This window comes from Acinetobacter sp. YH12145 (genome assembly GCF_013418335.1).
GTDB classification, from domain to species: domain Bacteria; phylum Pseudomonadota; class Gammaproteobacteria; order Pseudomonadales; family Moraxellaceae; genus Acinetobacter; species Acinetobacter amyesii.
Map to the genome: position 1 here is coordinate 217,598 of NZ_VPCE01000004.1, position 26,044 is coordinate 243,641.

Sequence of the window (26,044 nt, forward strand, 5' to 3'; positions counted from 1 at the left end):
AAGCTTTTAACGTGGATACTGTTCCATACGACGGACTGGCTGTTCCTGTTGAGCAGCCGTGATCCATGCCTCCACAGAAGGATGCTGCAAAATCTTTTGCATATAACGCTGTGTGTTGTCACTTACAGGTAACTGAAAGGTCTGTAAACGTGTCACCACGGGCGCAAAAAACGCATCGGCAATACTAAATTCACTGCATAGAAAGCCATCCGCCGCAGCACGATTCGACCAAATCTGTTCGATTCGCGCTACTTCAGCACGTAATTCAGCATGTTCAGACCATAATCTCTGACCATGACGACCATAATCCGCCTGCAGATTCATACTGCATAAGCTACGCAATTGCATAAAACTACTGTGCATTTCCGCGCAAATACTACGTGCCCATGCACGTTGTGTAGCATCTTTTGGCCACAACGGGAGTTCTTGAAACTGCTCTGCCAAATATTCACAAATCGCCAATGAGTCCCAAATCATCACACCGTCATGTTGCAGTAGGGGCACTTTGCCATTGGCATGTAGGGCTAACATTTGTTGCTTGAATGCTCCGCCATCTGCTTCTTCAGAAAACGGAATCAAGATCTCTTGAATCGGTAAATTAAACGCGTGTAACACCAACCACGGTCGCATAGACCACGTCGAATAGTTTTTATTGGCAATATATAATTGCATCATTTTTATTCTCCACGCGATTTAAATTTTTCCAATTGCGCTAGCAATTCTTTCTCGCTAAATGCGCCCGTCAAGCGTAGTCCACGTATCTCTTGATGCGCTGTATCTAAAAATAAATAGGTCGGTGGCCCTAAAATATCCCATTGATTAAGCAGTACTTGATGGGTTGCATCATACTGACTCAAATCCAACTTAATTAAATAATACGGTGCCAAAGCCTGTTGTACTGCTGCCGATTTTAAAACTTTATGTTCAATCGGCTGACAGGCCACACACCAATCGGCATAGACATCAATAATCGCGGATTGACCTTGGGGAATTTCACTTAATAAACGTTGAAACTCTTCTGCTGTATGTGCCACATGCCAAGCACTTTGTTTTTGATTTTCTTCGACTAAAAAACGTTGGCTGTGTTGATATTGACTGTACACAATATAAGGTACAGCTGCACAGAACACCAAGATATACAACCATTTGAGCTGAGTACTGCGCCATAAAATGCGCCAAAGCACATAAGCGCTAAACACCAGCCCCAGAGCAAGGGATAACCACTGTAACCAAGCTTCACTGATCAATGGTCGAATAAAATACAAAGCCAATGCCAACATGATGAAAGCAAAAAGCACCTTGATTTGATTCATCCACAATCCCGCTTTAGGCAATACCCGTGAGCCAAGGACACTGGCCAACAATAGCGGGGTCCCCATGCCAAAGCCGAGGGTGAATAACAATAATGCACCTTGCCACTGACTTTGGGTTTGGGAAATGAATAATAATGCACCTGCCAACGGTGCTGTCATACAAGGACCGACCAGCAATGCTGAGATCATCCCCATGACTCCAGCGCTAACGAGACTACCGCCCTTTTGCATCGACTGCGCTTGGTCTAAGCGATTGACCCAACTGCGTGGCAATTTCAGTTCAAATAAACCAAATAAATTCAGGGCAAAAACTACAAAGAGCACGCTAAAGGCAATTAAAGTCGAGGGTTGTTGCAACCAACGCTGGAAATTCAAACCTGCAGACGATGCCACCAAGCCGAGAATGGCATACACCATCGCCATACTGGTGACAAAAGTCAGTGCAATCATCCATGCTTTTAAACCTCGGCTGTCGCGGACAATCAGTGAGGTTAAAATCGGCAGCATTGGCAATGAACATGGGGTAAAAGCCAGCAAAAAACCCAGTCCAAAAAACAGTAAAAGTCCATAAAATATAGAGCTTTGTGCTAATTTTTCAGACCACATTTGGTCACTTGCGGTATAGCGTTCAGAAGCCAATGCAGCATTCTCTGCCCGCTGCTGATCTAAACGATTCGCCATAGGCTGTTCGGCAGTATTTTCTGCTGCAAAGTCGAGTAAGCGTTTATTTGGACTGGCAAGATTTTGCTGTGTGACCAAGCCAGAAGCATCCGTTTCAAAGCTGATGCTCTGTGGTGGATAACACACCCGATCCTTGGCACAGCCTTGCCAACTGACTTGATAGGTCTGCAGTTTTTGAGTCGGAATTTTAAAACTCAACTGTTGGTAATACACCTGCGTATGACCATAGTTATCGTCTTTTAAATTCTCAGCAGCAGGCAAATCCAAAGCTAAAACTTGATTGCCCTGCTTCACCTCTATTTTGTGCTGATACAGATAATAATGCGCTGGAATATCCCAACTCAGCTCCGCCTGATCTGCACGCTCAGAGACAACCGAGAAAGGAAAAGCATCTTCAGCTGAAAGTAATGCATCCTGAGCAGAGACGCCCATACTGAACGACAGCACAGCCGCTGCCGCAACATAAGTCCATTGTTTCATTCAGCTGAATTCATCCTCAGTCTGTATTTATACGTTTTAAAATTTAGGGTTCTTTTAGAACAGGTAAGATACACCTAAACCTGACTGATAATTTTTATGACCGCCAGTGAGTTCTAGACCGACGCTCGCATCCAACTGCATACGATCCGAAACGGCATATGTCAGACCTGATGCCAAAGACACTTCCTGATCGGTACTCTCTGCTTTGCGATAAACCAGCTCAGAAAAACCCGATAAATTACCCGCAATTTGATATTCCAATCCAGGAATAGCACTCACAGCCCAATCACCATCTTGAACTTCATAACGCATGGTCATTGAAGTCCCAATTGTATCGCTATAATCATAAGCCACGGCTGAAGTCAGACTATAAATGTCATCTTCAGCACTAAAGCCTTGATTGCCTGTTGCAATAATGGCTTCTGCAAGAATGGCCATCGATAATTTCTCATCATTCAAATCAATGGCTTTTTTCAGGCCAATGCTGACATCACCCAAACCATCTTCTTCAACTGAGCGACCCGCAACTTTGGTTTTAGACCATGCAGGACCTTGCCAACCCAATTGCAATTCCAAACCTTTTGCCAAACCAGTACGGAATAACATGTCTGCATTTAAAGTGGTGTTTTTTACTTTTTCACCATTGTCATCACGACTTTCACTATAGCTCGCTGCTGGCAAACTTTGTTCCCATGCCAAACGACCTACAGGGGTAATGCCTGTGCCCATACCCGCGCCCGGACGGTCAAATGAAAAATCCGCCGAAAATGCAGACAGGCTCAAACCGGATAATGTTGCAATGCTTAAAACTTTAAATACAGTCATGTTTTTACTCACAATTATGCTAATTCTTTGGTCATTTTTGCGCCATGGCTACGCAAAAGCTCCAAGGTTTGTTTTTCTTCTTCCAATGCTTCCGACCAATTTACCGCGTCAAAATCACAGTCAAAAAATAATTCGCTAATCGACGACAAAATGGTTAAACCATCGCTATCAATCATATTTGGATTCACTTTTTCATCCAATAAGCGCTGTACCGCAGGGACACATGCTGCACTCGCGGCGTCCCATAATGGACCATAAATTTCTTCAGCATCCCATAAATGCACATTGGCTTTGGCTTGAATCAGCGCTTCCAAGATTTGCATATGTACATCTAAATGTTGTGCTTTCAGTTCTGCTGTTAAGGGTTGACCTGCCTCATACGCTTCGCAAACCATTTCCCACCATTTAAACAAACCATCAGACCATACAGAAACCGCAGGTCCTTTTTCAAAGTCGATAAAATTTGGATTTAGACCATCTGCCAACAGGCGTTGCACCTGTGCAAGATCTTGTTCTTCTAACGCTTGCACAAAAAGCTGTTGTTGCGCTGTTAACATCGGGAAAGCTCACTTCAATCTATTTTGATCTATTATGCCGAATAAAGCTGCGTTTGTTTGAATTTCATGTAAAACAAAATACAAAACACACAAAAAAAGCCCCGCAGGGCTTTTTTAAATTTTGAGACTTATTCGTCGTCTACGCTGTCATCTGCTTCAGCAAAAGCAGGTTGTGTACTGCGTGGGTTCTCTTTCTTTTCGAACACATGTTCAAGACTACGTTTAAGTCGATCAATTGCACCGTGAATAGCTGTATCTACATTATGACCACGATGGTTGACCACGACAGGCTTCAAACCAGCAGGACGCGCTTCAATCATACATTTAATGTCGTCGCTACCACCCTTGTCCCCATTTTCATCACTTAAATGCACCGAAAAGTGAGTAATGCGTTCACTATGGCGCTGAAATTCTTCATTAAGTTCTGCACGAACGTATGTAATTAGTCGATCACTGTTTATAATGTTTTTATCTGTACGGATTTCTATGTTCATAATATCATCCTCATATCTATCTGTAATATCTATAAATATTTGTGCAAAACTTATTATCTTGGCACGTTACATTTGCTGTAAATGTTACAGCAATGACCATCTTCAACTTTGTATGGAACGTCGTCCTCCACATTGAATGATGAACACTTTAGAGTCTGCAGATCCGTGTCCTTATACTTTGAATATCGGTCTTAAGTTAGAATTTTGCAAGTGCTATTTTGATATTTTTTTAATATCCATACAAAAAGTAAGACTTTATTGTAGATTTGCATTGTTTTAATTGATTTGGGTCATATTTTTGTGCATTTTCTCAACGCCCACCTTCTATTTGTACAATTCCACTCCAACTCAAAATCTCGCTTTTACCGTCATTGATCATTCACGGCATATTTCCCCTTCAAATTACAAAACAATTTTGCCGTTGAGTAAAATTTGGCTTTATTTTTGCTTAATAATCTGTATGCTTTCAGTGCTTCTCGGGGGAGATATTTTTTAATGAAACTTACACAAATCGTTGCATCATGTGCATTAGCATCTGCTGCTGCTTTCACTCAAGCTTCACCTATCGTATGGCAAGATTTCAGCTTAACTGGCCTATATGGTGAAAATTATGTTGTGCCTTTTGATGGTGACAACAATGAACAGAAAACGATCACAGCAGAATATGCCGCTAAACTGAAATATTCAGATGTATTCTTCTTCGTTGACCAAGCTTGGGACAAAGATGATGAAGCATCGACTTACCTTGAGCTTGCACCACGCCTTAGCTTAGGTGAAGTTTCTGGTAAAGACCTTTCTATGGGTCCGATCAAAGACGTTCTTATTGCAACGACTTGGGAACATAATGCCGGCTACGACAAAAATTCTGAGTTTAATAACTTCTTGTATGGTATTGGCTTTGCTTTAGACATTCCATATACACAGTATGCAAACATCAACTTCTATAAAGCGGATAATGATTCTAAATCAGCCGGTACTAAAGATGATTATCAAATGACGATCACTTATGCTGTGCCATTTAAAATCGGCTCTGAAGATTTTCTAGTAGATGCCTTCCTTGATTGGTCAACAGCTGAAAAAGGGGCGCAAGCTAGTGAATTAAACTGGACAAGCCAATATAAATGGAATATCGGTAAGCATATCTCTCCTAAGACTAAGCTCTACGTAGGTGTTGAACACTCGGTTTGGAACAACAAATATGGTCTGAAAGGTCAGGACCAAAACGATGTCAGCGCGTTGGTGAAATACCATTTCTAAGTTCAACTCAGAACGCGATGAAGAAAAAGCAAGGTTCATCACCTTGCTTTTTTTATGCCTAAGTTTTTAAATTGACTTTATTTTTATCAGAAATTTGCGCATGTCTTTTCTCATTCGACCTGCAATTCTACAAGACTTAGCGGCCATTCTCGCAATCTATAATCATGAAGTTCTCAACGGCTTTGCGACATGGAATGATCAAGCCTACAGCCTCGACTCTTTTCAACAGAAATTGCTGGAATTCCAAAAGCAAAATTTTCCATTTGTGGTGATTGAAGATCAGGATCAACAGCAAATCGCCGGTTATGCTGACTATGGTTCTTTCCGTCATTTTGCTGGCTATCGACATACTGTTGAGCATTCTGTCTATATTGACCCAAACTATGCTCGACTGGGTCTCGGTCAGCAATTATTAGGGCACCTAATTCAGCATGCCAAAAGCCAAAATATGCATGTCATGATCGCTGGCATTGATCACGGCAATAGCGCCTCGATTGCCCTGCACAAAAAATTAGGCTTTAAGCAAACAGGTTATATGCCTGAAGTGGGACAAAAGTTTGGTGAATGGCGTGATCTCGTCCTGATGCAACTTCAGTTATAGCCCGTGTTGAGCTGTGTTTATGGTAATTTATCCAAACGAATACCATCTTGTATCACACTCAGCACCGATAAGTTATGACGCACCGCATCGCGATAAAGATCTTGTAACTGTAAAAAAAGCAGTTTTAATTCGGCTAATTTAAGCTCTTGCTCAGGTGCGTTTTCTGCAATCGTGACTAAATAACGTTTTTTGATTTCATCCACGCTTAACTGTTGTAATGCCTGATGGATTTCTGCAACGCGAACTACAGTATTGTAATGCACTGCAAGGCTCAGTCCCGGTCGTCGCTCTGACAATGGATGTTCTGCCTGAATGGCATAATTCAGTGCCGCAGCTGAATCCCTGTTCACGCTTAATAATGGATTCAACTCTTGCCATGCCTCCCCTAAAAAAAAGGAGTGTTGTACAAAGGGTGAATCCAAGACATCTTGAGGGGTTTCTGCTTCTAAAATCAGTGTTTCCAAATCATTCGGTGGGATCAAATATAATATCGCGTCCATATTCTTATCTTCTTGTTATGTATTTAGTTAAGATTAACTTTTATTGAGCAATAATTATACAATTTTTTGTATATCAGCTGACTTATTCAATTCATGTATAGCCCAATCTATTCCGACTGAAATCATAAGTAACTCACTATTACTATGCTTACCGCCAATTCAATTAGACCACCTGCTATCAAAAAACAAATGCATGTCTAAAGTTTAAAAGCGAATTATTTCAAAGTATGAATTTTATGCGCTAAAATTTAAAATTATCAAAAATAATCAGGGGGATAAATGGCAAAATTCTTAAATACCAGTGGCACTAACTTCTTTCTTGAAGAGTTAATCAAAAATGCCAAAGAGCGTTTGATTTTAATCAGCCCCTATTTACGTTTAAATGACCGTATTAAAGAGCTTCTTGAAGATAAAGACCGTATGAAAATTGATATTCGTATTGTCTACGGTAAAAGTGACTTACATCCAGATGAAATAAAATGGATGCAAAAACTGGATTATGTCCGCGTGAGCTTTTGTAAAAATTTGCATGCAAAGTGCTATTTAAATGAAGGTGAATGCATTATTTCAAGTTTAAATCTTTATGAATTTAGCCAAGTAAATAATAATGAAATGGGGATTTTAGTTCGTAAATACGAAGATGATGAAGTCTTTAAAGATGCCTATGAAGAAGCCCAACGTATTATTCGCATCAGCGATGAAGTACGCATTACTTTAGATGAGGTGAAAGCAGAAAAACCTACTATTGAAAAAATTGAAGAAGAACCACTTTTACAATCTAAATTAACCAGTTCAAAACTCGCCGCAAAGCACAAATTAAAAACCCCTGAATTATTAGAACTATTGGTGAATAAAGGGTTACTTGAAGAAAAAGCAGAAGGTAAGCATACGCTTACAGATTCAGGTAAATTCATTGGCGGAGAATTCAAGCCCAATCAATATGGTGGCTATTTTCTTTGGCCTGAGAACATTGAACTTTAATCCACATAAAAATTTCCTCCCTTTAAGCATAACAGCCGTGAGTAAAATACCCCCTCTCTTGCCCCAACATATGGAGCAAAAGAGGGCATTAAACAACCTAAATCGCCACCAGTTCCCGAATGCCTTTTTCAGGCATTTCACTACCGACACCTTGTGCAATCACTTGCCCCCGCGCCATCACGGTATATTCATCTGCAAGTTCTTCTGCAAAATCATAAAACTGTTCAACCAAAACAATCGCCATTTCTCCGCCATCGGCTAACTGACGAATCACACGACCAATATCTTTAATAATCGAGGGCTGAATGCCTTCGGTCGGTTCATCTAAAATCAATACCCGTGGTTCGGAAGCAAGCGCACGGGCAATCGCCAATTGTTGCTGCTGACCACCAGATAAATCTCCACCTCGACGATGTTTCATTTCATCCAATACGGGGAAAATCTCATAGAGATGTTCTGGCACTTTTCGGGTCTTAGCGCCTTTAAATTTTGCCATCCCAATCAAAATATTTTCTTCAACGGTCAAGGTTGAAAAAATGTCCCGTCCTTGCGGTACATAAGCCAATCCTTCGCGTACACGTTGCTCTGGACTCAGTTTAGAAATATCTTTGCCATCCAGTAAGATCTGCCCAGACTTGATTGGTAAAATACCCATTAAACATTTTAAGAGTGTGGTTTTACCCACACCATTTCGCCCAAGCACCACTGAACACGCCCCCACGGGAGCGGCAAATGTCACATCTCTTAAAATATGACTGCCGCCATAAAACTGATTGACGTCTTTGACTTTTAACATGGTCTGCTCCTTAACGTCCAAGATATTTTTCAATGACATCTTCATTGGCTTGGACTTCGGCCAATGTACCCTCGGCCAAAATTGCACCTTGCGCCAATACGGTGACTTTTTCACTGATGGTGTCAATAAAGCTCATGTCATGTTCAACCACGATAAGGGTATGGTTCTTTTTCAACTCTAAACACAGCTCTGCAGTGCGCTCTGTTTCAGCATCGGTCATCCCTGCTACAGGTTCATCCAGCAGAATCAATTTTGGACGCTGCATCAGCAGCATGCCTATTTCTAACCACTGTTTTTGACCATGTGACAACAGCCCTGCCGGTTTATGGATCAATTCTTCTAAGCGGATTTGTGCTAAAGATTCGTCTAAGGCATTTTGCGCATCTGGATCGAGTTTGCTGAAGAAACTCTTTTTCACCCGTTTATCTTTCGGTGCTGCCAATAACAGGTTTTCCATCACAGTAAAATTTTCAAATACAGTAGGCTTTTGAAACTTACGACCGATCCCGGCTTCTGCAATTTGCTCTGTACTCATTTTTGCCAAATCATAGGTTTGCCCAAAAAAAGCCGAACCTTCTGTTGGGCGAGTTTTCCCCGTAATCACATCCATCAGCGTGGTTTTTCCTGCACCATTGGGTCCAATGATGCAGCGCAGCTCACCTTCTTTGATATATAACGACAAATCATTTAATGCACGGAAAGAATCAAACCAGACACTGACTTTTTCTAAATACAAGGCAATCCCGTGACTGAAATCCGCACCCTGCTCCTTTGGTCGTCCATAACCTTCAGCAGCATGACCGCCATGCGGTTGAACCCATTGATCATTCATTCGCTGCGCTCCTTTTTAAACCGCTCTAATAACCCAATCACACCTTTTGGCAGAAATATCGTTACCACAATAAACAGCGCACCTAAAATCAATAGCCATGCCTCTGGATAAGCCACCGTAAAATAGGTCTTCACCCCATTGATTAAACCTGCACCCAAAATTGGGCCAATCAGCGTACCGCGTCCCCCTGCAGCCACCCACACCGCCATTTCAATCGAATTGACAGGGTTCATTTCACTCGGGTTAATAATGCCGACTTGAGGGACATACAAAGCACCAGCAATCCCTGCGATCACTGCTGACAACACCCATGCAGAGAGCTTGTACCATAAGGTGCGGTAACCTAAATATTGCAAACGGTTTTCACTGTCACGAATTGCACCAAGTACACGACCATAGGGTTTATTCATCAGGTGGCGTAAACCGACAAAACAGACCAGCAAAGTCAGTGCAGTGAGGAAACACAAGGTTGCGCGCATTGGTGCAGAGGTAATATCTAGACCTAAGATGGTTTTAAAACCGGTAAAGCCGTTGTTACCGCCAAAGCCGGTTTCATTGCGAAAAAATAGTAGCGCAGCGGCAAAGGTCATGGCTTGGGTAATAATTGAAAAATACACGCCTTTAATTTTGGAGCGGAAGGCAAAGAAGCCAAAAATGAAGGCAATCAGTCCCGGAACTAAAACCACCAAAGCCAATGCCCACACGATATGTTCAGTGCCCAGCCAGTACCACGGTAGCTCAGTCCAACTCAAAAAGCGCATAAAGTCGGGTAAGCCATCGCCTGCCGCTTCACGCATGAGATACATACCGAAGGCATAGCCGCCCAAGGCAAAGTACAGACCATGTCCCAAACTTAAAATGCCGGCATAGCCCCAAACCAAATCTAAGGCCAATGCCACCAAGGCGAGACACATAATCTTGCCAATGAGCGTGACCCAATACGCTGATAAATGCAGTGCTGAATCGGCTGGCAATACATGTAACCAAGGCAAAATCAGCAAAATGGCAAAGCACACGGCAATCGCCATACCGCTATAGGGTTTATCCGATAATAACGAAGTGATTTTCATGCGCTTACTCCACAAAACGGCCTTTGATGGCAAACAAACCTTGTGGACGTTTTTGAATAAACAAAATCACAAGAACCAGTAGAATAATTTTCGCTAAGACCGCACCCATGCCGATTTCCAGCACAGTGCCACTGACACCTAGACCTAAGGCAGCCAGTACTGCGCCCCATACTTGGCCAACACCACCCACCACAACCACCAAGAACGCATCAATAATATAGTTTTGACCTAGATCAGGACCGACATTGCCGACTTGTGCTAAGGCACAACCTGCCAGACCTGCAAGCCCTGAACCTAAGCCAAAAGCCATCATGTCAATGCGGCTAGAACGGATACCTACGGCCTGTGCCATTTGACGGTTTTGCGTCACGGCACGAACAAATAAACCAAAGCGGGTTTTATTCAGCAAGTAAACCAGTAACAACAGTACCGCAGCGGTAAAGCCAATAATGGCAATGCGGTTATAAGGCAGCATCAGACTCGGTGTCACAGCGATCCCTCCTGACAGCCATGAAATATTCGACACCTCGACATTCTGCGCACCAAAAACCATGCGTACCAATTGCATCAAAATTAAGCTCACACCAAAGGTGGCTAATAGTGTTTCCAATTGACGGCCATACAAGGGACGAATAACAGTACGTTCAATCAACATGCCGATCAGAGCACTTACAATAAATGCGGCAGGAATCGCGGCAATCAAGTACCAATCGACATAGCTACTGAGATAACTCTTAAACAGGCTTTGCACCACATAAGTGGTGTAGGCCCCGATCATGATCAGTTCACCATGCGCCATATTAATCACGCCTAGCAGGCCATACGTAATGGCTAAGCCCAACGCCGCCAGCAGTAAAATACTGGCCGTGCTCAGTCCGGAAAAGACATGTCCAGTCCATTCACTGGCCTGAATACGGGTTTTAATATTGCTCTTGGCTTCTGTCAGTGCGGCTTTTAACTCGGGATGCAGATTGGCTTGTTGTAATTCCTGCTCCACCATTGCCAACACATCGGGACGGTTAGAATCTTGCAGCACTTTAGCCGCCTGTATTTTTTGTAATACATCGGGGTTTTGATAGTCTAAACGTGCTTTGAGCTGCGCTAAACGGGCTTTAACTTTGTTATTTTTTTCATTTAAATACAATTGATTAATATTTTTAACATCCAACTCAGCCAAGTTATTTTCTAAAATATCGATCGCATCTAAACGCTGGTTTAAATCATCCGATTGAAGCTTTTCTTTCGCTTGCGCAAACGTTAAGGCTTTACGAAGGGTATTCACCAAGGTGACTTGAGATAAATCGGCAGGCCAATCCGTCACGGTTTGCAAATCTGGATAGCTCAATAATTTTTCGTCAGTTTCTAAAATATAGGTTTGACCGCTTTGACCACTATATAACTGGTCTTTTTCGACCAATGCGGCCAGCTGATCTAAGGATTCAATATCGCCCGGCCATTGATTGAGTAAGCTGCGGCGCTCGGTAAAACTCCCGCGAACAAATTGCTGAATGGCATCACCTTGCTGCACAGATTGCACCGTAGGCACGACATTCGCTGCAGTTTCTGCATGCACGATTTGCAGACAGAATAATTGGCTCAGGAATAGAAAAAGGATCGGGAAATTGCGTAATTTTTTCATCTTATAAGCATCCCTATTGAGTAATAGAACAACCCCATCTAGGGATCACATCAAAAAAGGCCTGCTACACAATGGCAACAGGCATTCGGATTGAATTATTTAGGGATGTACGGGCTCCATGGCTCGGCAGCAATGGTTTTTGCGGTTTTGTGCACCACATCAAACTGACCATCGGCACGGATCTGACCAATCATGACTGGTTTATGCAAATGATGGTTCGACGCATCCATTTGCAAGGTATAGCCCGATGGCGCTTTAAATTCTTGGCCGGCCATAGCTTCACGCACTTTATCGACATCTGTACTTCCTGCTTTTTCTACCGCTTGTTTCCACATATTGATGCCGACATAGGTAGCTTCCATCGGGTCATTGGTCACAAACTTGTCTGCATTTGGCAATTTGTATTCCACGGCATACTGCTTCATTTTATTGGTGAATTCAGTATTCACTGGATTTTTCACTGACATGAAGTAGTTCCACGATGCCAAGTGTCCGACCAGCGGCTTGGTGTCGATACCGCGTAATTCCTCTTCGCCTACAGAGAACGCCATCACTGGAATGTCCGCAGCTTTGATGCCTTGGTTGCCCAATTCACGATAGAACGGCACATTTGAATCGCCGTTAATGGTCGAGATCACAGCAGTCTTTTTCCCTGCCGCAAACTTCTTCACATTGCCCACAATGGTTTGATAGTTGCTATGACCAAATGGCGTGTATTCTTCCATGATGTCTGCATCGGCAATGCCTTTTGACTTCAAGAATGCACGTAAGATTTTGTTGGTAGTGCGTGGGTAAACATAGTCTGTGCCCAATAGTACAAAGCGTTCTGCCTTTCCACCCTCTTCACTCATCAGGTATTCAACAGCAGGAATTGCTTGTTGATTCGGTGCTGCACCTGTGTAGAAAATATTTTTAGATTGTTCCTGACCTTCATACTGAACAGGGTAGAACAATAAGCCATTTAATTCTTCAACCACGGGTAAAACCGACTTACGAGATACCGACGTCCAGCAACCAAAAATCACGGCTACTTTGTCTTGGGTAATCAACTGACGGGTTTTTTCCGCAAATAATGGCCAGTCCGATGCCGGATCAACCACCACAGGTTCTAGTTTTTTACCCAATACCCCGCCATTGGCATTAATTTCATTAATCGCCATCAAGGCCGTATCTTTAAGAGAAGTTTCTGAGATCGCCATCGTGCCTGACAGCGAATGTAAGATCCCAACTTTAATGGTGTCACCACTTGCTGCAGCGGCTTTTGGTTCAGATGCAGCACTTTCTGTTTTTTCTTCTGCAGGTTTTGAACAGCCCGTTAAAGCAATCGCCCCAGTCATCGTTGCCGCTAAAATACTTTTAGCAAATACATTGCGTTGAAACATTATTCACACTCCCAACCTAAGCTTGTAAGTCACATTTTTAAAATGCATTTGTTGTCTTTCATCACAACAGAGCAATTCAATAACTGTGCCAAGCCTTATTTTCTATTTTGATTGAGTGCTTTTATTTATTTTTAAATATTATTTTTCATATAGTTATAACAAAAAACTTTGCTTGTAATTTTTTATGGTTCGATCCAAACACCGTAAAATCACCGCAAAGATGCATACAAACTTGTATCCAACATTTGACCTATAATTGAACAATTTTGCGACGTTTTTCAAAAAACACGGTGTTTTAGCACACAAATCATGCAGCTTTTCCTACATTTGAAGCAAAAAAAAACCACTTGCGTGGTTTTTTCTTATTGCACTTTTAAACCGCCAAATCGGCCAAATTACCCTTCTGCTCTAACCAATGTTTACGGTCTGAAGAGCGTTTTTTCGCCAATAATTTGTCGAGTAAACCTGAAGTAAACTGTACGTCATCCAAGTCCAGTTGCACTAAACGACGTGTATCGGGATCCATGGTGGTTTCACGCAGCTGACTCGCGTTCATCTCGCCCAATCCTTTGAATCGAGTAATTTGTGGATTTTTGGTTTTGCATTTTTTCAAAATGCTATTTAATTCTTCCTCATCCAGCGCGTAATGAACGTCTTTATTATCATCAATACGGAACAGTGGTGGCATTGCCACAAACAAATGCCCTTCTTCCACCAAAGTTGGGAAGTGTTTAACGAACAAAGCACAAAGCAACGTCGCAATATGTAGACCGTCTGAATCGGCATCGGCCAAAATACAAATTTTGCCATAACGTAGTTCTGACAAGTCGTCACTGCCCGGATCAACGCCAATGGCAATCGCAATATCGTGTACTTCTTGCGATGCCAAAACTTCGTCTGAAGACACTTCCCAAGTATTTAAAATCTTACCGCGGATCGGCATGATCGCTTGGAAGTTCTTATCACGTGCTTGCTTGGCAGAACCACCTGCAGAATCCCCTTCCACAATAAACAGTTCTGATTCTTCGAGGGTATGCCCCACACAGTCAGCCAGTTTACCCGGCAAAGCTGGACCTGAAACGATTTTCTTACGTTCAACTTTTTTCGCAGCTTTTAAACGGCGACCAGCCTTGGCAATCACCATTTCAGCCAGTTGCATAGCAATATCGGAGTTTTGATTCAGCCACAGTGCAAAGGCATCTTTGGCAATATTTAACACCACACTAGAGGCTTCACGGCTTGAAAGTCGTTCTTTAGTTTGACCCGAAAATTGTGGCTCTTGGAATTTTAAAGACAGAATAAAGTTGACGCCATCCCACACATCTTCGGCAGACAGCTTCATATTACGCGGCAACAAGTTACGTAATTCACAGAACTCACGAATCGCATCTGTCACACCCGAACGTAAACCGTTGACATGTGTACCGCCTTGCGCAGTTGGAATCAAATTGACATAACTTTCTTGAATCTGTTCGCCGCCTTCAACGTTCCAGCAAATGGCAAATTCAGCACTAGCACGTTCAGCTTCACCAGTCGCCACAAATGCAGGAACAGGAACGATGTCACGGTCTTGTAGCTCATCCATCAAATAGTCGACCAGACCATTTTCAAATTGCCATTCGATCTTTTCGTTGTTGATTTGATCGATATAAATAATCTGCAAGCCTGCCGCCAAAACAGCCTTGGCTTTTAAGTTGTGTTTTAAGGCTTTCAGCGCAAATTTAGGCGAATCAAAATATTTGGCTTCAGGCCAAAAATGCACGGTAGTACCCGTTGCACGTTTAGCGCATTTACCCTCCAACACCTCAAGCGGTGCCACAGGAACGCCATGTTCAAAGGCCATTTTATATAGATTGCCTTGACGCTGAACTTCCACTTCAACACGATCTGACAGTGCGTTCACCACCGAAATACCCACACCGTGTAAACCACCTGAAAATTGGTAGTTATCGGTACTGAACTTACCACCGGCATGTAATTTGGTCAGAATAATTTCAATCCCGCTTTGGCCATACTCAGGATGAATATCAACAGGCATACCGCGTCCATTGTCTTCTACCGACAAAGAACCATCTTTATAAACCGTCACAGTAATTTTGTTGGCATGACCTGCAAGCGCTTCATCGACGGAGTTATCTATCACTTCCTGTGCCAAATGGTTTGGTCGTGTAGTGTCTGTATACATACCCGGACGACGACGTACCGGATCTAGGCCAGATAAAACTTCAAGTGATTGAGCCGTATATTGCGTCACGTTGCAAAATTCCCTGCTTTTTTGGTTAAAACATTTCTTCAAGCGCTACAGTATATGCTTTTTTATTAAAATGCATATCTCTTGCGATCAGCCGCCATTTTCTTAAACAATTTAAACGTCAAATGATGTCGTAACTGCCCATTTTTTGTATGTTGGATCTAGCTTTTCAGCATTTGTATTGGATCATTTTATTTAGGCATATTTTTGACAGCATCGGACAAAAACTGCAAGAGCATCGGTATTTTTTCTGCAAAATCATCCATGCCATGTGTTCCACCCACCTCAGTGATCAACATGGCCATGCCGGCTTGAGCCGCACTATAAAAACCAGCGGCATCTCGATAATCCAAGGTTTCATCGCCTTGTTGGAGCAAGACCAACAGTTGATCTGCGTTCTCAACCTTAGATACCGCCAAAGCCTGCATTTGATTGAGCTGTGCATCATCCAAGCACCACGTTTCAGTCACCTGATAGGGTAATGCCGTCTCGCCAAATAAATCACGAAATAATTGCCATGGATAGACCGCAGGATTGATGAGCACTGCAGGAATATGATGCCGTGCCATCAACTGCGTCGCATAAAAACCACCTAAACTGCTGCCCACCAAAACCACATCATCCAAACCTTCAATCAGCTCTGACATCTGCTGCATTACCTGTAGCGGTGGCATATTCAAATCTGGCAAATGCACGTGCACACCATTTAAGTCTGCGCAATAGCGCCACAATATCTGCCCTTTCACTGAATTTGAGTTACTTTGAAAACCATGCAAATACACAATATTCATCATTTTGATTCCAAATTGATCTTTAAATTGCTTTAAAAGTGGCATATAAGTGCTAACTACGTCACATTTTCTAAATTTGAATTTTTAGTAAAATTGTCAGACAAAAGGCATTCACCGACAGGTCTGTTATCGGTATTGTAAAAGCTGTTCGTGAGAATTTTATAAAATAAACAATGAAACTTCAGGCTATTCCAGTAATAAATACAATCGAGGGATAGCATTGAATGTAAGGATAGGAACATTATGCCTAGCTTAACACCATTGCATGAAACCTATTGTAAATGGGACCGCACGCCACCCAGTCAAGCAGATGTGCTGGAAGGTTTGGCACAACTCGTGACAATGCGTTTTAGTGATGTCGTGCATGATTTGATCAAAAACATTCAACGTGAAATTTTAATCAGTATTTTTGGAATGAGCGAACAAGGCTCGAAAGCCTTTCATAAGCAGCCGACCATTGCACGGATTTATGAATTTTCTTACAACACCTTTTTCAATTATGGCAATTATTTACTCGCACCGACGCTGCGTAGCATTATTGAAAAATTCCCACGCTTACACGACAAACCCCTCACCCCGTCTTTACATTTTTTAGTGGGCGCACTGAATGGGGTCTTGGGCGACTATTTACTGAAATATCACAACCCGATGGCCTTACCGATGGTGGTTTACGACCATTATGGTGCGGTACAAAAAGGCGAATTAAACGGTCGTATTACCCTGTTAATTCATGGGCTCTGCATGAATCATCTGTCATGGTCGACAGCCAAATATGGCGGCATTGGTGAAAAATTACTGTCACAACGTGACCACAACACCATGCTGTATTTAAATTACAACACGGGTCGTCGTATCTCGACCAATGGTCGCAGCCTTGCCAATACATTAGAAGATTTGGTCCGTCGCAACCCGGGTATTACCAGTATCGACTTAATTGGTCATAGTATGGGGGGCTTAGTGTCCCGTAGTGCCATTTTTTATGGCAAACAAAATATGTATCAATGGATTCATCAAGTCGAAAATCTAGTCTGCTTAGGCTCACCGCATCATGGTGCTGTGCTTGAACGTATCGGATTTCATCTGCAAGATCAATTGGGGCGTTTCCCCTTGGTCAAAATCGTGGGCCACGTGGTAAATATTCGCAGTAACGGCATTTTAGATTTGCGCTATGGCAGCGTGCGTGATGACGATTGGGAACATAATGATGTTCGTATTGGGCTCATGGATGACAACCGTAAACCTGCCCCGATTCCATCGCATATCAATACCTACCTCGTGGCAGGGACCATCGAATATGAACATCGTCGCAATAAAACTCGACATGTGATTGGAGATTACTTGGTCAGTGTAAAAAGTGCATTGGGGGAACACCCAAATGCACGGTATCAACTGAAAGTGCCAGATTCACATAAAGCGATTTTTTATGGCCTGAACCATTTTGAAATTCAGCATCATCCGCAAGTGGCTGAGCAAATCGTGCATTGGTTCTATCCAAACAATGACGATAAAGCTTGTGATCATATCTATGAATTTATGATGGACTTGGAAAGTGTGGAAGGCATTGCCCTAACCTAACGTACCCCCCATTCAGACTCATAAAAAAGCCCTCAACTGAGGGCTTTTTTATGTATTAATAAATTAAAATTTATCACGTAAACGTGGCACTGGTCTGCTTGGGTATTTACGCAATAACTGCCAAAGACTGAGCAAGGTTAATACCGCAAAAAACACCAATGACCAAACCGGTAACGATTGCCCCAAGAACGTCCAATCCACTTTGGCACATTCACCAGAACCCGTCAGTACTTGCTCAAAGACCGATTTTAAAGGCAGCGTTTCTACCCAATAATCCAGTCCCGGACCACAACTCGGTACTTTATCTGGCGGTAAGTTTTGCAGCCAAATATGACGCGCAGCCACCCCAGCAGACCATAGAATTGACAGTGTCCCCAACAATGCGTAAATTCGTTTACCCCAATTCGATGCTGGATTGTGAATCAACGCAATCAATGAAATGATGCCGAGTCCAATCAAACCAATACGTTGGAATACGCATAACGGACAAGGTTCTAAGCCTTGTACATGTTCTAAAAACAGCGCAAAAGACATACCGATCACACTGGCTAAAAACAACAAACCACTCACGAAGCGGAAACTCCATTTCATGGTAAATCCTCTTAAAATTTTTTATCTAAAGTTTTTCAAATATTCTTCAAAACTCAAGGTGCAGTCTTGCTCAAGTTGAGCCTGTTTTTCTAAAGACTGCTCAGCAGCTTGTGCAAAATATGCTGCAATTTCTGGGCTCAAGACATGCTGCTCATACACTTCAGCATGTTGTAAGGCCATAAAGCTACCAAAGCCCCAAGTTCCACCTTGTTCTAAAGTATCGCTAATCATACGTGCCGACAATGTTTCATCGACTTCATCGATGCGTGATTGCATCACAGCCATTGCCTGAGTGTAAATATCTGTATTGTAAGAATCATCTAGCAATTCAGCCAACGGTTGCATCGCAGCAACATGTGTACGACACCATGTTTCAATTGGAATCGCTTGCCCTTGCTGTAAAATCACTGCATTTGGGGCACGACCACGGTTCACTACTTCCGCCTGATTTTTCTCAATTTCATTTTGTTCGGCATCTAACAACGCTGGGCTGTTTTGCAATAAACAGTACAAAGCCACCACTTCGAGCAAGCCTGCCGTGTCTTCATTGATCCCAATCGGGCTATAAGGATTGACATCTACCGCGCGTAATTCAACATAACCTACGCCACGATTTTGCAGGGCTTCAGACGGTGTTTCACCATCCTGCGGCACTTGTTTCGGACGAACCAAACTGTAGTACTCATTTTCAATTTGCAACACATGGTCATTAATTTGAATCGGTTCACCCAGTTCATCATTTAAACCTAAATGACTAAATGCGGCATATGGGGTATGCACCGCTTTTTGCAAACCTTCCAAATACGCCTGAATGTCGTTGTAGTGAATCCCTAACTGTTTTTGTGCTGAATTTTGATAGCCAAAATTTCCCATACGCAGTGCCGTCGCATAAGGTAAAAATAGCGTGCCTTTTAAGAGCGGTAACAGCTGATGTTCTCGTCCAGTCATAAAACATTTACACACCGACGGGCTCGCCCCAACCAAAAACATCACCAATGGCGTTAAACGAATAAAATTACGGATCAGGCCAAAATAACGATGACTGCGATAATCCTGTAAGCTCAATGCTTTGAGAGCATCGTCAGTTTCGTGTTGTTGTAGTGCTTCAAAGAAATGATCTGGGAAGGATAAATTATAATGCACCCCTGAAATTGTCTGCATCCGGCGACCATAGCGCACCCCTAAACCACGACGGTACAAGGTTTTAAAACGCCCTATATTCGAGCTGCCATATTGCGCTAAACGAATACTGTCTTCGTCTTTATCCAACATGCACGGCATCGACAACGGCCAAAGTTTTTCACCATGTTCCAAATGCGTATGCGCAACAGCATGTATATCTTGCAGATAGTTCAACGCCTCTGTAATGGTTTCTTTTGGCGGCGTGATAAATTCCATTAAAGCTTCAGAATAGTCTGTCGTGATATGCGGATGAGTCAAAGCCGCACCCAAAGCTTGGGGATGGTCGGCCTGAGACAAGAAACCGTTGCTTTGCATACGTAAGCTTTCACGCTCAATACCGCGCAACATTCCTTTAATCAGCGAAGAATCTACCCAAGTCGGTAAAATGTCTTGAGAGGTCGATTCGGGTTGACTCATTGCTATCTCGCTTAAATGGAAGAAACTACTAAAATAAAATCATCAGTTTATATCAGTATAACGCGATTTGAAGTGGGCATATGACCCACTGTATAGTTTTGAGACAAACCGTGATTTTATTTTGGCAATTTTTTATCACAAACTTACTCTATATGACATTTGAAATTTGTGATTTTATAAACAAATATATGCTAATAATGCTTAAAACTTATGAATTATCAAGATATTCTCGAATTTTGGTTTAACCCAGAAAATCAGCCCAATTGGTTCGCTAAAAGCAATAATTTTGATGTTTTAATCGAAAAAAAGTTTAAAGACATCCATCAAGCGGCCAGTCAAGCAGAACTGTGGCAATGGCGTACGACTGCCGAAGGTCGATTGGCTGAAATTATTGTTTTAGATCAATTTTCTAGAAATTTATTCCGTGACTCTGGCTTGGCTTTTGCCCAAGATGCACTGGCTTTGGCGCTTGCACAAGAAGCCATCGCGCAGGGTTTAGATCTACAATTAAGCCCTGAACAGCGCTCATTTTTATATATGCCCTTTATGCATAGCGAATCGACAAAAATCCATCAAAGCGCGTTAAAATTATTTGAGCAACTGGGCAATCCGATCAACTTAGAATTTGAAAAAAAGCATAAAGTGATTATCGATCGATTTGGACGTTACCCGCATCGCAATGCGGTATTGGGCAGAACATCTACAGCAGAGGAATTGGAATTTTTAACCCAGCCCAATTCTAGCTTTTAATTGACGGCTTTTGGCCAGTATCTCCCCTTGCCATGAACCGACTAAACAGGAGTATGCGCATGAACAAACTCATTATCGCAGCAGCCATAACCGCAGCACTCGGTTTGACTGGCTGTGCCACAACCCCATCAAAACCTTTGACCTTTGAACAACTCGGTCAATATTCTGCGACACCATTAAATGCGCAAAGCTACCGTATTAGCTTTCAAGCTCGCCCCAATATGAGCTATGGTACTGCCGAAGAAATTACCTTGGTTAAAGCCGCTCAAACCACCCTACACAATGGCTTTCAATATTTTAAAGTCATGGATGACCCGAGTAATCGGAGTCAAAAACCGCCGCGCCAAGCGGTGATTTACCCAGACCCAATGCCTTATCCATATGGCTATTACCGTCGCCATCCTGGTTTTTGGCCAGGCCCGTTTTATGACGTTCCACAGGTGGTCACACTCGATCCAACTCAAGTTTCCTACAGTATTACTTGCTATAAAGATCGTGCCAAAGCCCCTCAGGATGCCTTTGATGCTCGCTTGATTTTGCAGTCACTCGGAGCTAAATATGGTTTAGACAGCCAAGGAAATCCTTTGCCTGTAGCCGCTGAGCCCACCTCTAAATAAGTCAACCCATAGAGACCCGATCATTGATGAGCCCAACTGAACAGCCCGCTGTTTCACCTAGTCTGCAACGCAGTAAACGCTTCGCCACCATTGCTTTGGTGGTGGCGGTGCTGGCGTGGATTGCATTGATGATCGCAGCTAAATTGCTGCCCGAATATGTTTGGCTCATTCATATTTTGATGCTTTCAGCAGAAGCTGGCGTGGTTGGTGGTTTGGCAGACTGGTATGCGATAACCGTTTTATTTCGCAATCCCTTTGGTCGGATTCCGATTCCTAAATTTTTACGTGACCACACAGAAATTATTCCTCGTAATAAAGCACGCATTGCCGAGTCGATGGGCCGCTTTGTTCAGGAAAATTTTCTTTCACCACAAGTGGTTGAAAAAAGCTTAGCGGAGACGGATCTCTCTCTTGCCGTCGGGAAATGGTTGGCCAATCCGCACAATAATGCGCAAGTGACCCAAGTCATTCAGCAAACGGTACCGAAAATTTTCGAATTTGTCGGTCAGGAACAAATTGGACGCTTTATCCAAAATAACAGCGTGCAATGGGTACGCAATACGCAAGTCAACCATCTTGCCAGTGAAATGCTGCGGGCAGTTTTAGAAAATGATTTCCATCAAGATGTCCTGCAACGTGGATTAGATTTAGCCCATGACTGGATGTTACAGCACCCTGAACAAACCCGTGATTTATCACGTCAGTTGTTTAAAGAACTCGGGGTTTGGAAGCTCGCCAAAGGTGCAAGCTGGATTGGTATTGATGTACAGCAGCGCACCATTGATTCACTGGTCAGTCGTGTCGAGTCCATGCTTGCTGACCATGAACATCCGTGGCGCCGTAAAATCGAAGACATGGCACAGCAGCTTATGCAGCAACTGGCGGACAATCAGAGTGTTGCCAGCCAACGCCTGAATAGCACCAAGGACGCTTTATTAGACAGCCCACAAATGCTTAACTTTTTAAGCGGCGCTGTTGTGATTTTATGTGATGCGATTAAATCTGATCTACAAAAGCCGGACTCTGGCATTGCACAAAACCTACGCGTCGCCATTCAACAAGTGGGCGAAAATATTGTCTCTAACGTCGCTGTACGCCAATTGTTGAATGAAAAAATGAGTGATATTGCCATCAATCTCTCTGATCAATACAGCGAAAAAGTCATTCGGTTTATCAGTGAACGTATACACGAATGGGACTCACGTGAAATGATCGATAAGATCGAAAACGAAGTCGGTGGCGACTTGCATATGATCCGAGTCAATGGTGTCGTGGTCGGCGGTTTTATTGGCCTCGCACTGGGGATTATTCGTGCCTGTGTAGAATGGCTGCTTTAGCCGCCTGCAGCAGTCTTCCTCAAAGGAGATTGGCCGCAGGTTTGAGCTTTATGCGTAGAACCGTTAAACTTTGCCGATCCGAAAATTTAATAGAACAATAAAATCTATGCACTTACCTGCCATCTATACACTACCATTCATTCTAATCATCAGTAGCTTAAGCGCTTGCCAGACCATTTCCAAAACCAGTAGCACAGTCAGCGACAAAGTGATGGGCATGCTCGGTAAAGAAAAAGCCCCTGAAATCGATAAAAAAGGCACAGTCGATATCAGCAAAAGTACCCAACAACAGTTAGAAACCCTACTGACCAATATGCCGAAAAATCAGTGGATCTATATTGAAAATGATCAACAAGGCACATCTACCCTCAAAAATAAATCGGCAGATAATTTCACTTTGAGCTTCAAATTAAATTGCAAAATCAGCACTCAGCGCCCAACTTTCAGTATAAGCAACGCGGATGGCCAAGAGATCCTAAAAGCACATGATACAAATGTGGGGCAAATTCAAATTCTGCTCGACAATAAAAACTTTGGAAATCCGTTTGAGACAGCCCATCAGCAAAAGTTCCAAAGCTTTAAAACCGCTGTCGCTCAGGCCAAAGTCATTAAAGTGTTTAATTCCTCAAAACTCTATACCTTCCAAAACAACAAAGCCGAGTTACTCTCTAAAGCAGTGAGTTGTCGCGATAGCCTATAAATATTTAAAGCGAAATGCAGTAAGTCACCGTTTGACTCAGCTGTGACTTACATGCAGGCTTATTTTGCAGGTGGCTGTGGCCCTGACATATCGACCAACAGGCCTGTAAATTTTCGAACAAACGGCAATAAAATCAGCACAATGGGAAAAGCAATTGCCCATGAAATCATCCAATTATGCAGCCATAGAGTAAGAAATCCCTCAAACCAGCCTAAATTTCTGAGCATATTAATAAACGAAATAATGCCGCTCATGAGACAAGACAAAATAAACGGCACGATAATCAGCGCCCAGCGTGCAGCTAACTTCGGCACATTGCCAAAAATTTTAGGGGTGGGTTGTGACATGTCCATATACTCAAGCAGTGATCCTGAATCGCTAAACCACTTATATCGTTTTACTTCGATATAAGCAATGCTTCACTTTTATCGAATATTTTTTATTCGCAACAAATGGGTTCACCTAAAGAGTCTGAAATTTGCTATATTTACCGTTTTTCTGCGACATTTATTTTTCGACTGATTATGAATACGGCAATACAAGCAGCGCTCGATCATGCAGTGCAATCCCTTCAAGCTGAAGGTGTACTCCCAACTGACTGGAACAATACTAGCAATTTGACCCGAACCAAAGACCGAAGCCACGGTGACTTTGCGTCAAACATTGCCATGATTGCCTCTAAAGCTGCAGGTATGAAGCCGCGTGATTTAGCCGAAAAAATTCTGGCAAATCTTCCAGAAGTCGCAGATATCAGCAAAGCAGAAATTGCAGGTCCTGGCTTTATTAACTTCTTTTTAAATGCTGACCAACGTTTTGCTGTCTTAGACCAAATTCAAGCTCAGAAAGATCAGTTCGGTCGCACACAGGCCAATGCTGAAAAACGTGTTCAAGTGGAATTCGTTTCAGCCAACCCAACGTCTAGCCTACACGTGGGTCATGGTCGTGGCGCAGCTTACGGTATGACCGTTGCCAATCTCCTTGAGGCAACAGGTGCCAAAGTTGACCGTGAATACTATGTCAACGATGCTGGCCGTCAAATGGATATCTTGGCGACATCGACTTACTTGCGTTATTTAGAATTGACCGGTCAACAACTGGTCTTCCCTAAAAATGCATATCAAGGCGACTACGTTAAAGAAATCGCACAAAGCATTATCGACAAAGATGGTGATGCTTATGTACGCCCTGTTGCCGACATCTACAAAGATGTTCCAGAAGATGTGCAATATGCTGCTGAACTCGATAGCGAAGGCAATAAAGTCGTTGTTTCAGGCGATAAAGAAAAACACATTGATGGCCTAATTCATAATTCACAAAACCATTTGGCTGCGGGTTACCGTGTGTTCCATCAAGCTGCGCTGAAAGCCATTCTTGATGACATTAAAGATGACCTCGGTGAATTTGGCGTGACTTTCAATCAATGGTTCAGCGAAGCAACCTTGACTGAAAAAATTGATGAAGCATTACAAATGCTCGATCAACGTGGTTTCTTATACGAAAAAGATGGCAACATCTGGTTCAAATCAACTGATTTTGGTGATGAAAAAGACCGTGTTGTGAAACGTCGTAATGGTCAAACTACATACTTCGCATCTGACATTGCTTATCATTTAAATAAACTACAACGCGGCTATACCGATATCGTGGATATTTGGGGTTCAGACCACCACGGTTATATTGCACGTGTGAAAGCAGCGATTGATGCGCTTGGCTATGATTCTAAAAAATTGACGGTGCTTTTGGTTCAATTTGTGAGCCTATGGCGTGGCGGCGAGATGGTTCAAATGTCATCTCGTTCAGGTCAATTCGTGACTTTACGCGACTTACGTAAAGAAGTAGGCAACGATGCTGCTCGTTTCTACTATGTCATGCGTAAATCAGAACAACACATTGACTTCGACTTAGACCTTGCTGTGTCTCAAAGCAAAGACAATGCGGTGTACTACATCCAATACGCACACGCACGTATCTGCCGTATGCTCGAAAAAGCCGCTGCGACAGACGTTCAATTCTCTGCTGAAGCTGCACGTCAATTTGCAGCTAAACTTGAGTTAGAAGCTGAAACTGAAGTTCTTGCTAAACTTGCGGCTTACCCTGAAATTGTGGTGCGTGCAGCAAACAGCTATGAACCTCACCAAGTAGGTAACTACTTGAAAGAATTAGCGGCGTTGTTCCATGGTTGGTACAACGAAAATAAAGTCTTGGGTGATGATGCAGAACTGACTCAAGCGCGCTTATTACTGTCTGTAAATGTACAGCAAGTTTTACGCAATGGTCTTGAATTATTGGGTGTGAGTGCGCCTGAATCAATGTAAGCCATTCTTAGTATACGTTAGAATCCGTCCATGTATGAACCATATACATTGACGCATATACAGGCTCTTTATGAGCCTGTATTTTCATGGATATTCAGTCATCTTTAAAT

The 26,044-nt window shown here is 42.8% G+C and carries 25 protein-coding genes; 9 read left to right on the forward strand and 16 right to left on the reverse strand.

Features of this window, described 5'->3' with window-relative positions:
• Positions 1-6 precede the first annotated feature (6 nt).
• The 5 genes from FTU80_RS05435 to FTU80_RS05455 form a co-directional block, all read right to left on the reverse strand.
• Positions 7-675 carry a glutathione S-transferase family protein gene (locus tag FTU80_RS05435; protein WP_180084444.1) on the reverse strand — a complete coding sequence of 223 codons (669 nt, stop codon included), beginning with the start codon at positions 673-675 and terminating at the stop codon, positions 7-9.
• A 2-nt stretch (positions 676-677) separates the two neighbouring features.
• Complete coding sequence (dsbD, locus tag FTU80_RS05440; RefSeq protein ID WP_180084445.1) at positions 678-2,474, reverse strand: protein-disulfide reductase DsbD; 1,797 nt, start codon at positions 2,472-2,474, stop codon at positions 678-680.
• Positions 2,475-2,528: 54 nt separating this feature from the next.
• On the reverse strand, positions 2,529-3,299 hold the full coding sequence (locus FTU80_RS05445) for a transporter (RefSeq protein ID WP_180084446.1): 771 nt from the start codon (positions 3,297-3,299) through the stop codon (positions 2,529-2,531).
• A gap of 14 nt (positions 3,300-3,313) precedes the next feature.
• Positions 3,314-3,856 carry an ankyrin repeat domain-containing protein gene (locus FTU80_RS05450; RefSeq protein ID WP_180084447.1) on the reverse strand — a complete coding sequence of 181 codons (543 nt, stop codon included), beginning with the start codon at positions 3,854-3,856 and terminating at the stop codon, positions 3,314-3,316.
• Between the two features lie 128 nt (positions 3,857-3,984).
• Positions 3,985-4,350, reverse strand: coding sequence for an HPF/RaiA family ribosome-associated protein (locus FTU80_RS05455; RefSeq protein WP_078190593.1), 366 nt, complete (start codon positions 4,348-4,350; stop codon positions 3,985-3,987).
• Positions 4,351-4,845: 495 nt separating this feature from the next.
• On the opposite strand from FTU80_RS05455, the gene FTU80_RS05460 reads away from it, so the two are divergent.
• Together FTU80_RS05460 and FTU80_RS05465 are read left to right on the forward strand one after the other, a co-directional pair.
• The gene (locus tag FTU80_RS05460) at positions 4,846-5,607 is read left to right on the forward strand and encodes an outer membrane protein OmpK (protein ID WP_168379688.1); all 762 of its coding nucleotides are present in this window, start codon (positions 4,846-4,848) and stop codon (positions 5,605-5,607) included.
• Positions 5,608-5,707: 100 nt separating this feature from the next.
• Positions 5,708-6,208, forward strand: coding sequence for a GNAT family N-acetyltransferase (locus FTU80_RS05465; RefSeq protein WP_180084448.1), 501 nt, complete (start codon positions 5,708-5,710; stop codon positions 6,206-6,208).
• Between the two features lie 17 nt (positions 6,209-6,225).
• Here the strand turns inward: FTU80_RS05465 and FTU80_RS05470 are convergent, their stop codons facing one another.
• Positions 6,226-6,708 carry a DUF1877 family protein gene (locus FTU80_RS05470; protein WP_180084449.1) on the reverse strand — a complete coding sequence of 161 codons (483 nt, stop codon included), beginning with the start codon at positions 6,706-6,708 and terminating at the stop codon, positions 6,226-6,228.
• Positions 6,709-6,987: 279 nt separating this feature from the next.
• On the opposite strand from FTU80_RS05470, the gene FTU80_RS05475 reads away from it, so the two are divergent.
• The gene (locus FTU80_RS05475) at positions 6,988-7,689 is read left to right on the forward strand and encodes a phospholipase D family protein (protein ID WP_180084450.1); all 702 of its coding nucleotides are present in this window, start codon (positions 6,988-6,990) and stop codon (positions 7,687-7,689) included.
• A gap of 97 nt (positions 7,690-7,786) precedes the next feature.
• Here the strand turns inward: FTU80_RS05475 and urtE are convergent, their stop codons facing one another.
• The 7 genes from urtE to FTU80_RS05510 all read right to left on the reverse strand — a co-directional run bounded on the left by urtE (position 7,787) and on the right by FTU80_RS05510 (position 16,450).
• Positions 7,787-8,485 (reverse strand): urea ABC transporter ATP-binding subunit UrtE, encoded by a 699-nt coding sequence (gene urtE / locus FTU80_RS05480; RefSeq protein ID WP_111885124.1) that lies wholly within the window; start codon positions 8,483-8,485, stop codon positions 7,787-7,789.
• Positions 8,486-8,495: 10 nt separating this feature from the next.
• Positions 8,496-9,317: an urea ABC transporter ATP-binding protein UrtD gene (gene urtD / locus FTU80_RS05485; RefSeq protein WP_068532837.1), complete on the reverse strand. Its 822-nt coding sequence runs from the start codon at positions 9,315-9,317 to the stop codon at positions 8,496-8,498.
• Positions 9,314-10,387 (reverse strand): urea ABC transporter permease subunit UrtC, encoded by a 1,074-nt coding sequence (gene urtC, locus FTU80_RS05490; RefSeq protein ID WP_180084451.1) that lies wholly within the window; start codon positions 10,385-10,387, stop codon positions 9,314-9,316. The genes urtD and urtC overlap by 4 nt, the downstream gene beginning before the upstream one ends.
• 4 nt (positions 10,388-10,391) lie before the next feature.
• Positions 10,392-12,026, reverse strand: coding sequence for an urea ABC transporter permease subunit UrtB (urtB, locus tag FTU80_RS05495; RefSeq protein WP_180084452.1), 1,635 nt, complete (start codon positions 12,024-12,026; stop codon positions 10,392-10,394).
• Positions 12,027-12,121: 95 nt separating this feature from the next.
• Positions 12,122-13,408, reverse strand: coding sequence for an urea ABC transporter substrate-binding protein (gene urtA, locus FTU80_RS05500; RefSeq protein WP_180078537.1), 1,287 nt, complete (start codon positions 13,406-13,408; stop codon positions 12,122-12,124).
• A gap of 373 nt (positions 13,409-13,781) precedes the next feature.
• Positions 13,782-15,662: a DNA topoisomerase IV subunit B gene (gene parE / locus FTU80_RS05505; RefSeq protein WP_180084453.1), complete on the reverse strand. Its 1,881-nt coding sequence runs from the start codon at positions 15,660-15,662 to the stop codon at positions 13,782-13,784.
• A gap of 188 nt (positions 15,663-15,850) precedes the next feature.
• Complete coding sequence (locus tag FTU80_RS05510; protein WP_180084496.1) at positions 15,851-16,450, reverse strand: YqiA/YcfP family alpha/beta fold hydrolase; 600 nt, start codon at positions 16,448-16,450, stop codon at positions 15,851-15,853.
• A gap of 243 nt (positions 16,451-16,693) precedes the next feature.
• On the opposite strand from FTU80_RS05510, the gene FTU80_RS05515 reads away from it, so the two are divergent.
• Positions 16,694-18,025: an alpha/beta hydrolase gene (locus FTU80_RS05515; protein WP_078193243.1), complete on the forward strand. Its 1,332-nt coding sequence runs from the start codon at positions 16,694-16,696 to the stop codon at positions 18,023-18,025.
• A gap of 63 nt (positions 18,026-18,088) precedes the next feature.
• Here the strand turns inward: FTU80_RS05515 and FTU80_RS05520 are convergent, their stop codons facing one another.
• Positions 18,089-18,616 carry a disulfide bond formation protein B gene (locus FTU80_RS05520; RefSeq protein WP_180073350.1) on the reverse strand — a complete coding sequence of 176 codons (528 nt, stop codon included), beginning with the start codon at positions 18,614-18,616 and terminating at the stop codon, positions 18,089-18,091.
• Between the two features lie 21 nt (positions 18,617-18,637).
• Positions 18,638-20,215 (reverse strand): glutamate--cysteine ligase, encoded by a 1,578-nt coding sequence (gene gshA / locus FTU80_RS05525; RefSeq protein WP_180084454.1) that lies wholly within the window; start codon positions 20,213-20,215, stop codon positions 18,638-18,640.
• Positions 20,216-20,425: 210 nt separating this feature from the next.
• Here gshA and FTU80_RS05530 point away from each other — a divergent pair, with 210 nt between their 5' ends.
• From FTU80_RS05530 to FTU80_RS05545, 4 genes are all read left to right on the forward strand, one after another.
• Entirely contained in the window at positions 20,426-20,965 is a 540-nt protein-coding gene (locus tag FTU80_RS05530; protein ID WP_078190604.1) for a DUF924 family protein, read from the forward strand.
• A 59-nt stretch (positions 20,966-21,024) separates the two neighbouring features.
• Positions 21,025-21,582 carry a hypothetical protein gene (locus FTU80_RS05535; protein WP_078193246.1) on the forward strand — a complete coding sequence of 186 codons (558 nt, stop codon included), beginning with the start codon at positions 21,025-21,027 and terminating at the stop codon, positions 21,580-21,582.
• A 26-nt stretch (positions 21,583-21,608) separates the two neighbouring features.
• Positions 21,609-22,919, forward strand: a complete 1,311-nt coding sequence (locus FTU80_RS05540; RefSeq protein ID WP_180084455.1) for a DUF445 domain-containing protein — start codon at positions 21,609-21,611, stop codon at positions 22,917-22,919.
• A gap of 106 nt (positions 22,920-23,025) precedes the next feature.
• On the forward strand, positions 23,026-23,619 hold the full coding sequence (locus FTU80_RS05545; protein WP_180073348.1) for a hypothetical protein: 594 nt from the start codon (positions 23,026-23,028) through the stop codon (positions 23,617-23,619).
• Positions 23,620-23,678: 59 nt separating this feature from the next.
• On the opposite strand, the gene FTU80_RS05550 is transcribed toward FTU80_RS05545, so the two are convergent.
• Positions 23,679-23,966, reverse strand: coding sequence for a DUF2798 domain-containing protein (locus FTU80_RS05550; protein WP_372491143.1), 288 nt, complete (start codon positions 23,964-23,966; stop codon positions 23,679-23,681).
• 177 nt (positions 23,967-24,143) lie between these two features.
• Here FTU80_RS05550 and argS point away from each other — a divergent pair, with 177 nt between their 5' ends.
• On the forward strand, positions 24,144-25,934 hold the full coding sequence (argS, locus tag FTU80_RS05555) for an arginine--tRNA ligase (RefSeq protein ID WP_180024652.1): 1,791 nt from the start codon (positions 24,144-24,146) through the stop codon (positions 25,932-25,934).
• Positions 25,935-26,044 lie beyond the last annotated feature (110 nt).

Bases quoted from the DNA above. Each gene is read 5' to 3' on its own strand.
- FTU80_RS05435 (WP_180084444.1), bottom strand. From the start codon at position 675: ATGATGCAATTATATATTGCCAATAAAAACTATTCGACGTGGTCTATG.
- dsbD (WP_180084445.1), bottom strand. From the start codon at position 2,474: ATGAAACAATGGACTTATGTTGCGGCAGCGGCTGTGCTGTCGTTCAGT.
- FTU80_RS05445 (WP_180084446.1), bottom strand. From the start codon at position 3,299: ATGACTGTATTTAAAGTTTTAAGCATTGCAACATTATCCGGTTTGAGC.
- FTU80_RS05450 (WP_180084447.1), bottom strand. From the start codon at position 3,856: ATGTTAACAGCGCAACAACAGCTTTTTGTGCAAGCGTTAGAAGAACAA.
- FTU80_RS05455 (WP_078190593.1), bottom strand. From the start codon at position 4,350: ATGAACATAGAAATCCGTACAGATAAAAACATTATAAACAGTGATCGA.
- FTU80_RS05460 (WP_168379688.1), top strand. From the start codon at position 4,846: ATGAAACTTACACAAATCGTTGCATCATGTGCATTAGCATCTGCTGCT.
- FTU80_RS05465 (WP_180084448.1), top strand. From the start codon at position 5,708: ATGTCTTTTCTCATTCGACCTGCAATTCTACAAGACTTAGCGGCCATT.
- FTU80_RS05470 (WP_180084449.1), bottom strand. From the start codon at position 6,708: ATGGACGCGATATTATATTTGATCCCACCGAATGATTTGGAAACACTG.
- FTU80_RS05475 (WP_180084450.1), top strand. From the start codon at position 6,988: ATGGCAAAATTCTTAAATACCAGTGGCACTAACTTCTTTCTTGAAGAG.
- urtE (WP_111885124.1), bottom strand. From the start codon at position 8,485: ATGTTAAAAGTCAAAGACGTCAATCAGTTTTATGGCGGCAGTCATATT.
- urtD (WP_068532837.1), bottom strand. From the start codon at position 9,317: ATGAATGATCAATGGGTTCAACCGCATGGCGGTCATGCTGCTGAAGGT.
- urtC (WP_180084451.1), bottom strand. From the start codon at position 10,387: ATGAAAATCACTTCGTTATTATCGGATAAACCCTATAGCGGTATGGCG.
- urtB (WP_180084452.1), bottom strand. From the start codon at position 12,026: ATGAAAAAATTACGCAATTTCCCGATCCTTTTTCTATTCCTGAGCCAA.
- urtA (WP_180078537.1), bottom strand. From the start codon at position 13,408: ATGTTTCAACGCAATGTATTTGCTAAAAGTATTTTAGCGGCAACGATG.
- FTU80_RS05510 (WP_180084496.1), bottom strand. From the start codon at position 16,450: ATGAATATTGTGTATTTGCATGGTTTTCAAAGTAACTCAAATTCAGTG.
- FTU80_RS05515 (WP_078193243.1), top strand. From the start codon at position 16,694: ATGCCTAGCTTAACACCATTGCATGAAACCTATTGTAAATGGGACCGC.
- FTU80_RS05520 (WP_180073350.1), bottom strand. From the start codon at position 18,616: ATGAAATGGAGTTTCCGCTTCGTGAGTGGTTTGTTGTTTTTAGCCAGT.
- gshA (WP_180084454.1), bottom strand. From the start codon at position 20,215: ATGAGTCAACCCGAATCGACCTCTCAAGACATTTTACCGACTTGGGTA.
- FTU80_RS05530 (WP_078190604.1), top strand. From the start codon at position 20,426: ATGAATTATCAAGATATTCTCGAATTTTGGTTTAACCCAGAAAATCAG.
- FTU80_RS05535 (WP_078193246.1), top strand. From the start codon at position 21,025: ATGAACAAACTCATTATCGCAGCAGCCATAACCGCAGCACTCGGTTTG.
- FTU80_RS05540 (WP_180084455.1), top strand. From the start codon at position 21,609: ATGAGCCCAACTGAACAGCCCGCTGTTTCACCTAGTCTGCAACGCAGT.
- FTU80_RS05545 (WP_180073348.1), top strand. From the start codon at position 23,026: ATGCACTTACCTGCCATCTATACACTACCATTCATTCTAATCATCAGT.
- FTU80_RS05550 (WP_372491143.1), bottom strand. From the start codon at position 23,966: ATGTCACAACCCACCCCTAAAATTTTTGGCAATGTGCCGAAGTTAGCT.
- argS (WP_180024652.1), top strand. From the start codon at position 24,144: ATGAATACGGCAATACAAGCAGCGCTCGATCATGCAGTGCAATCCCTT.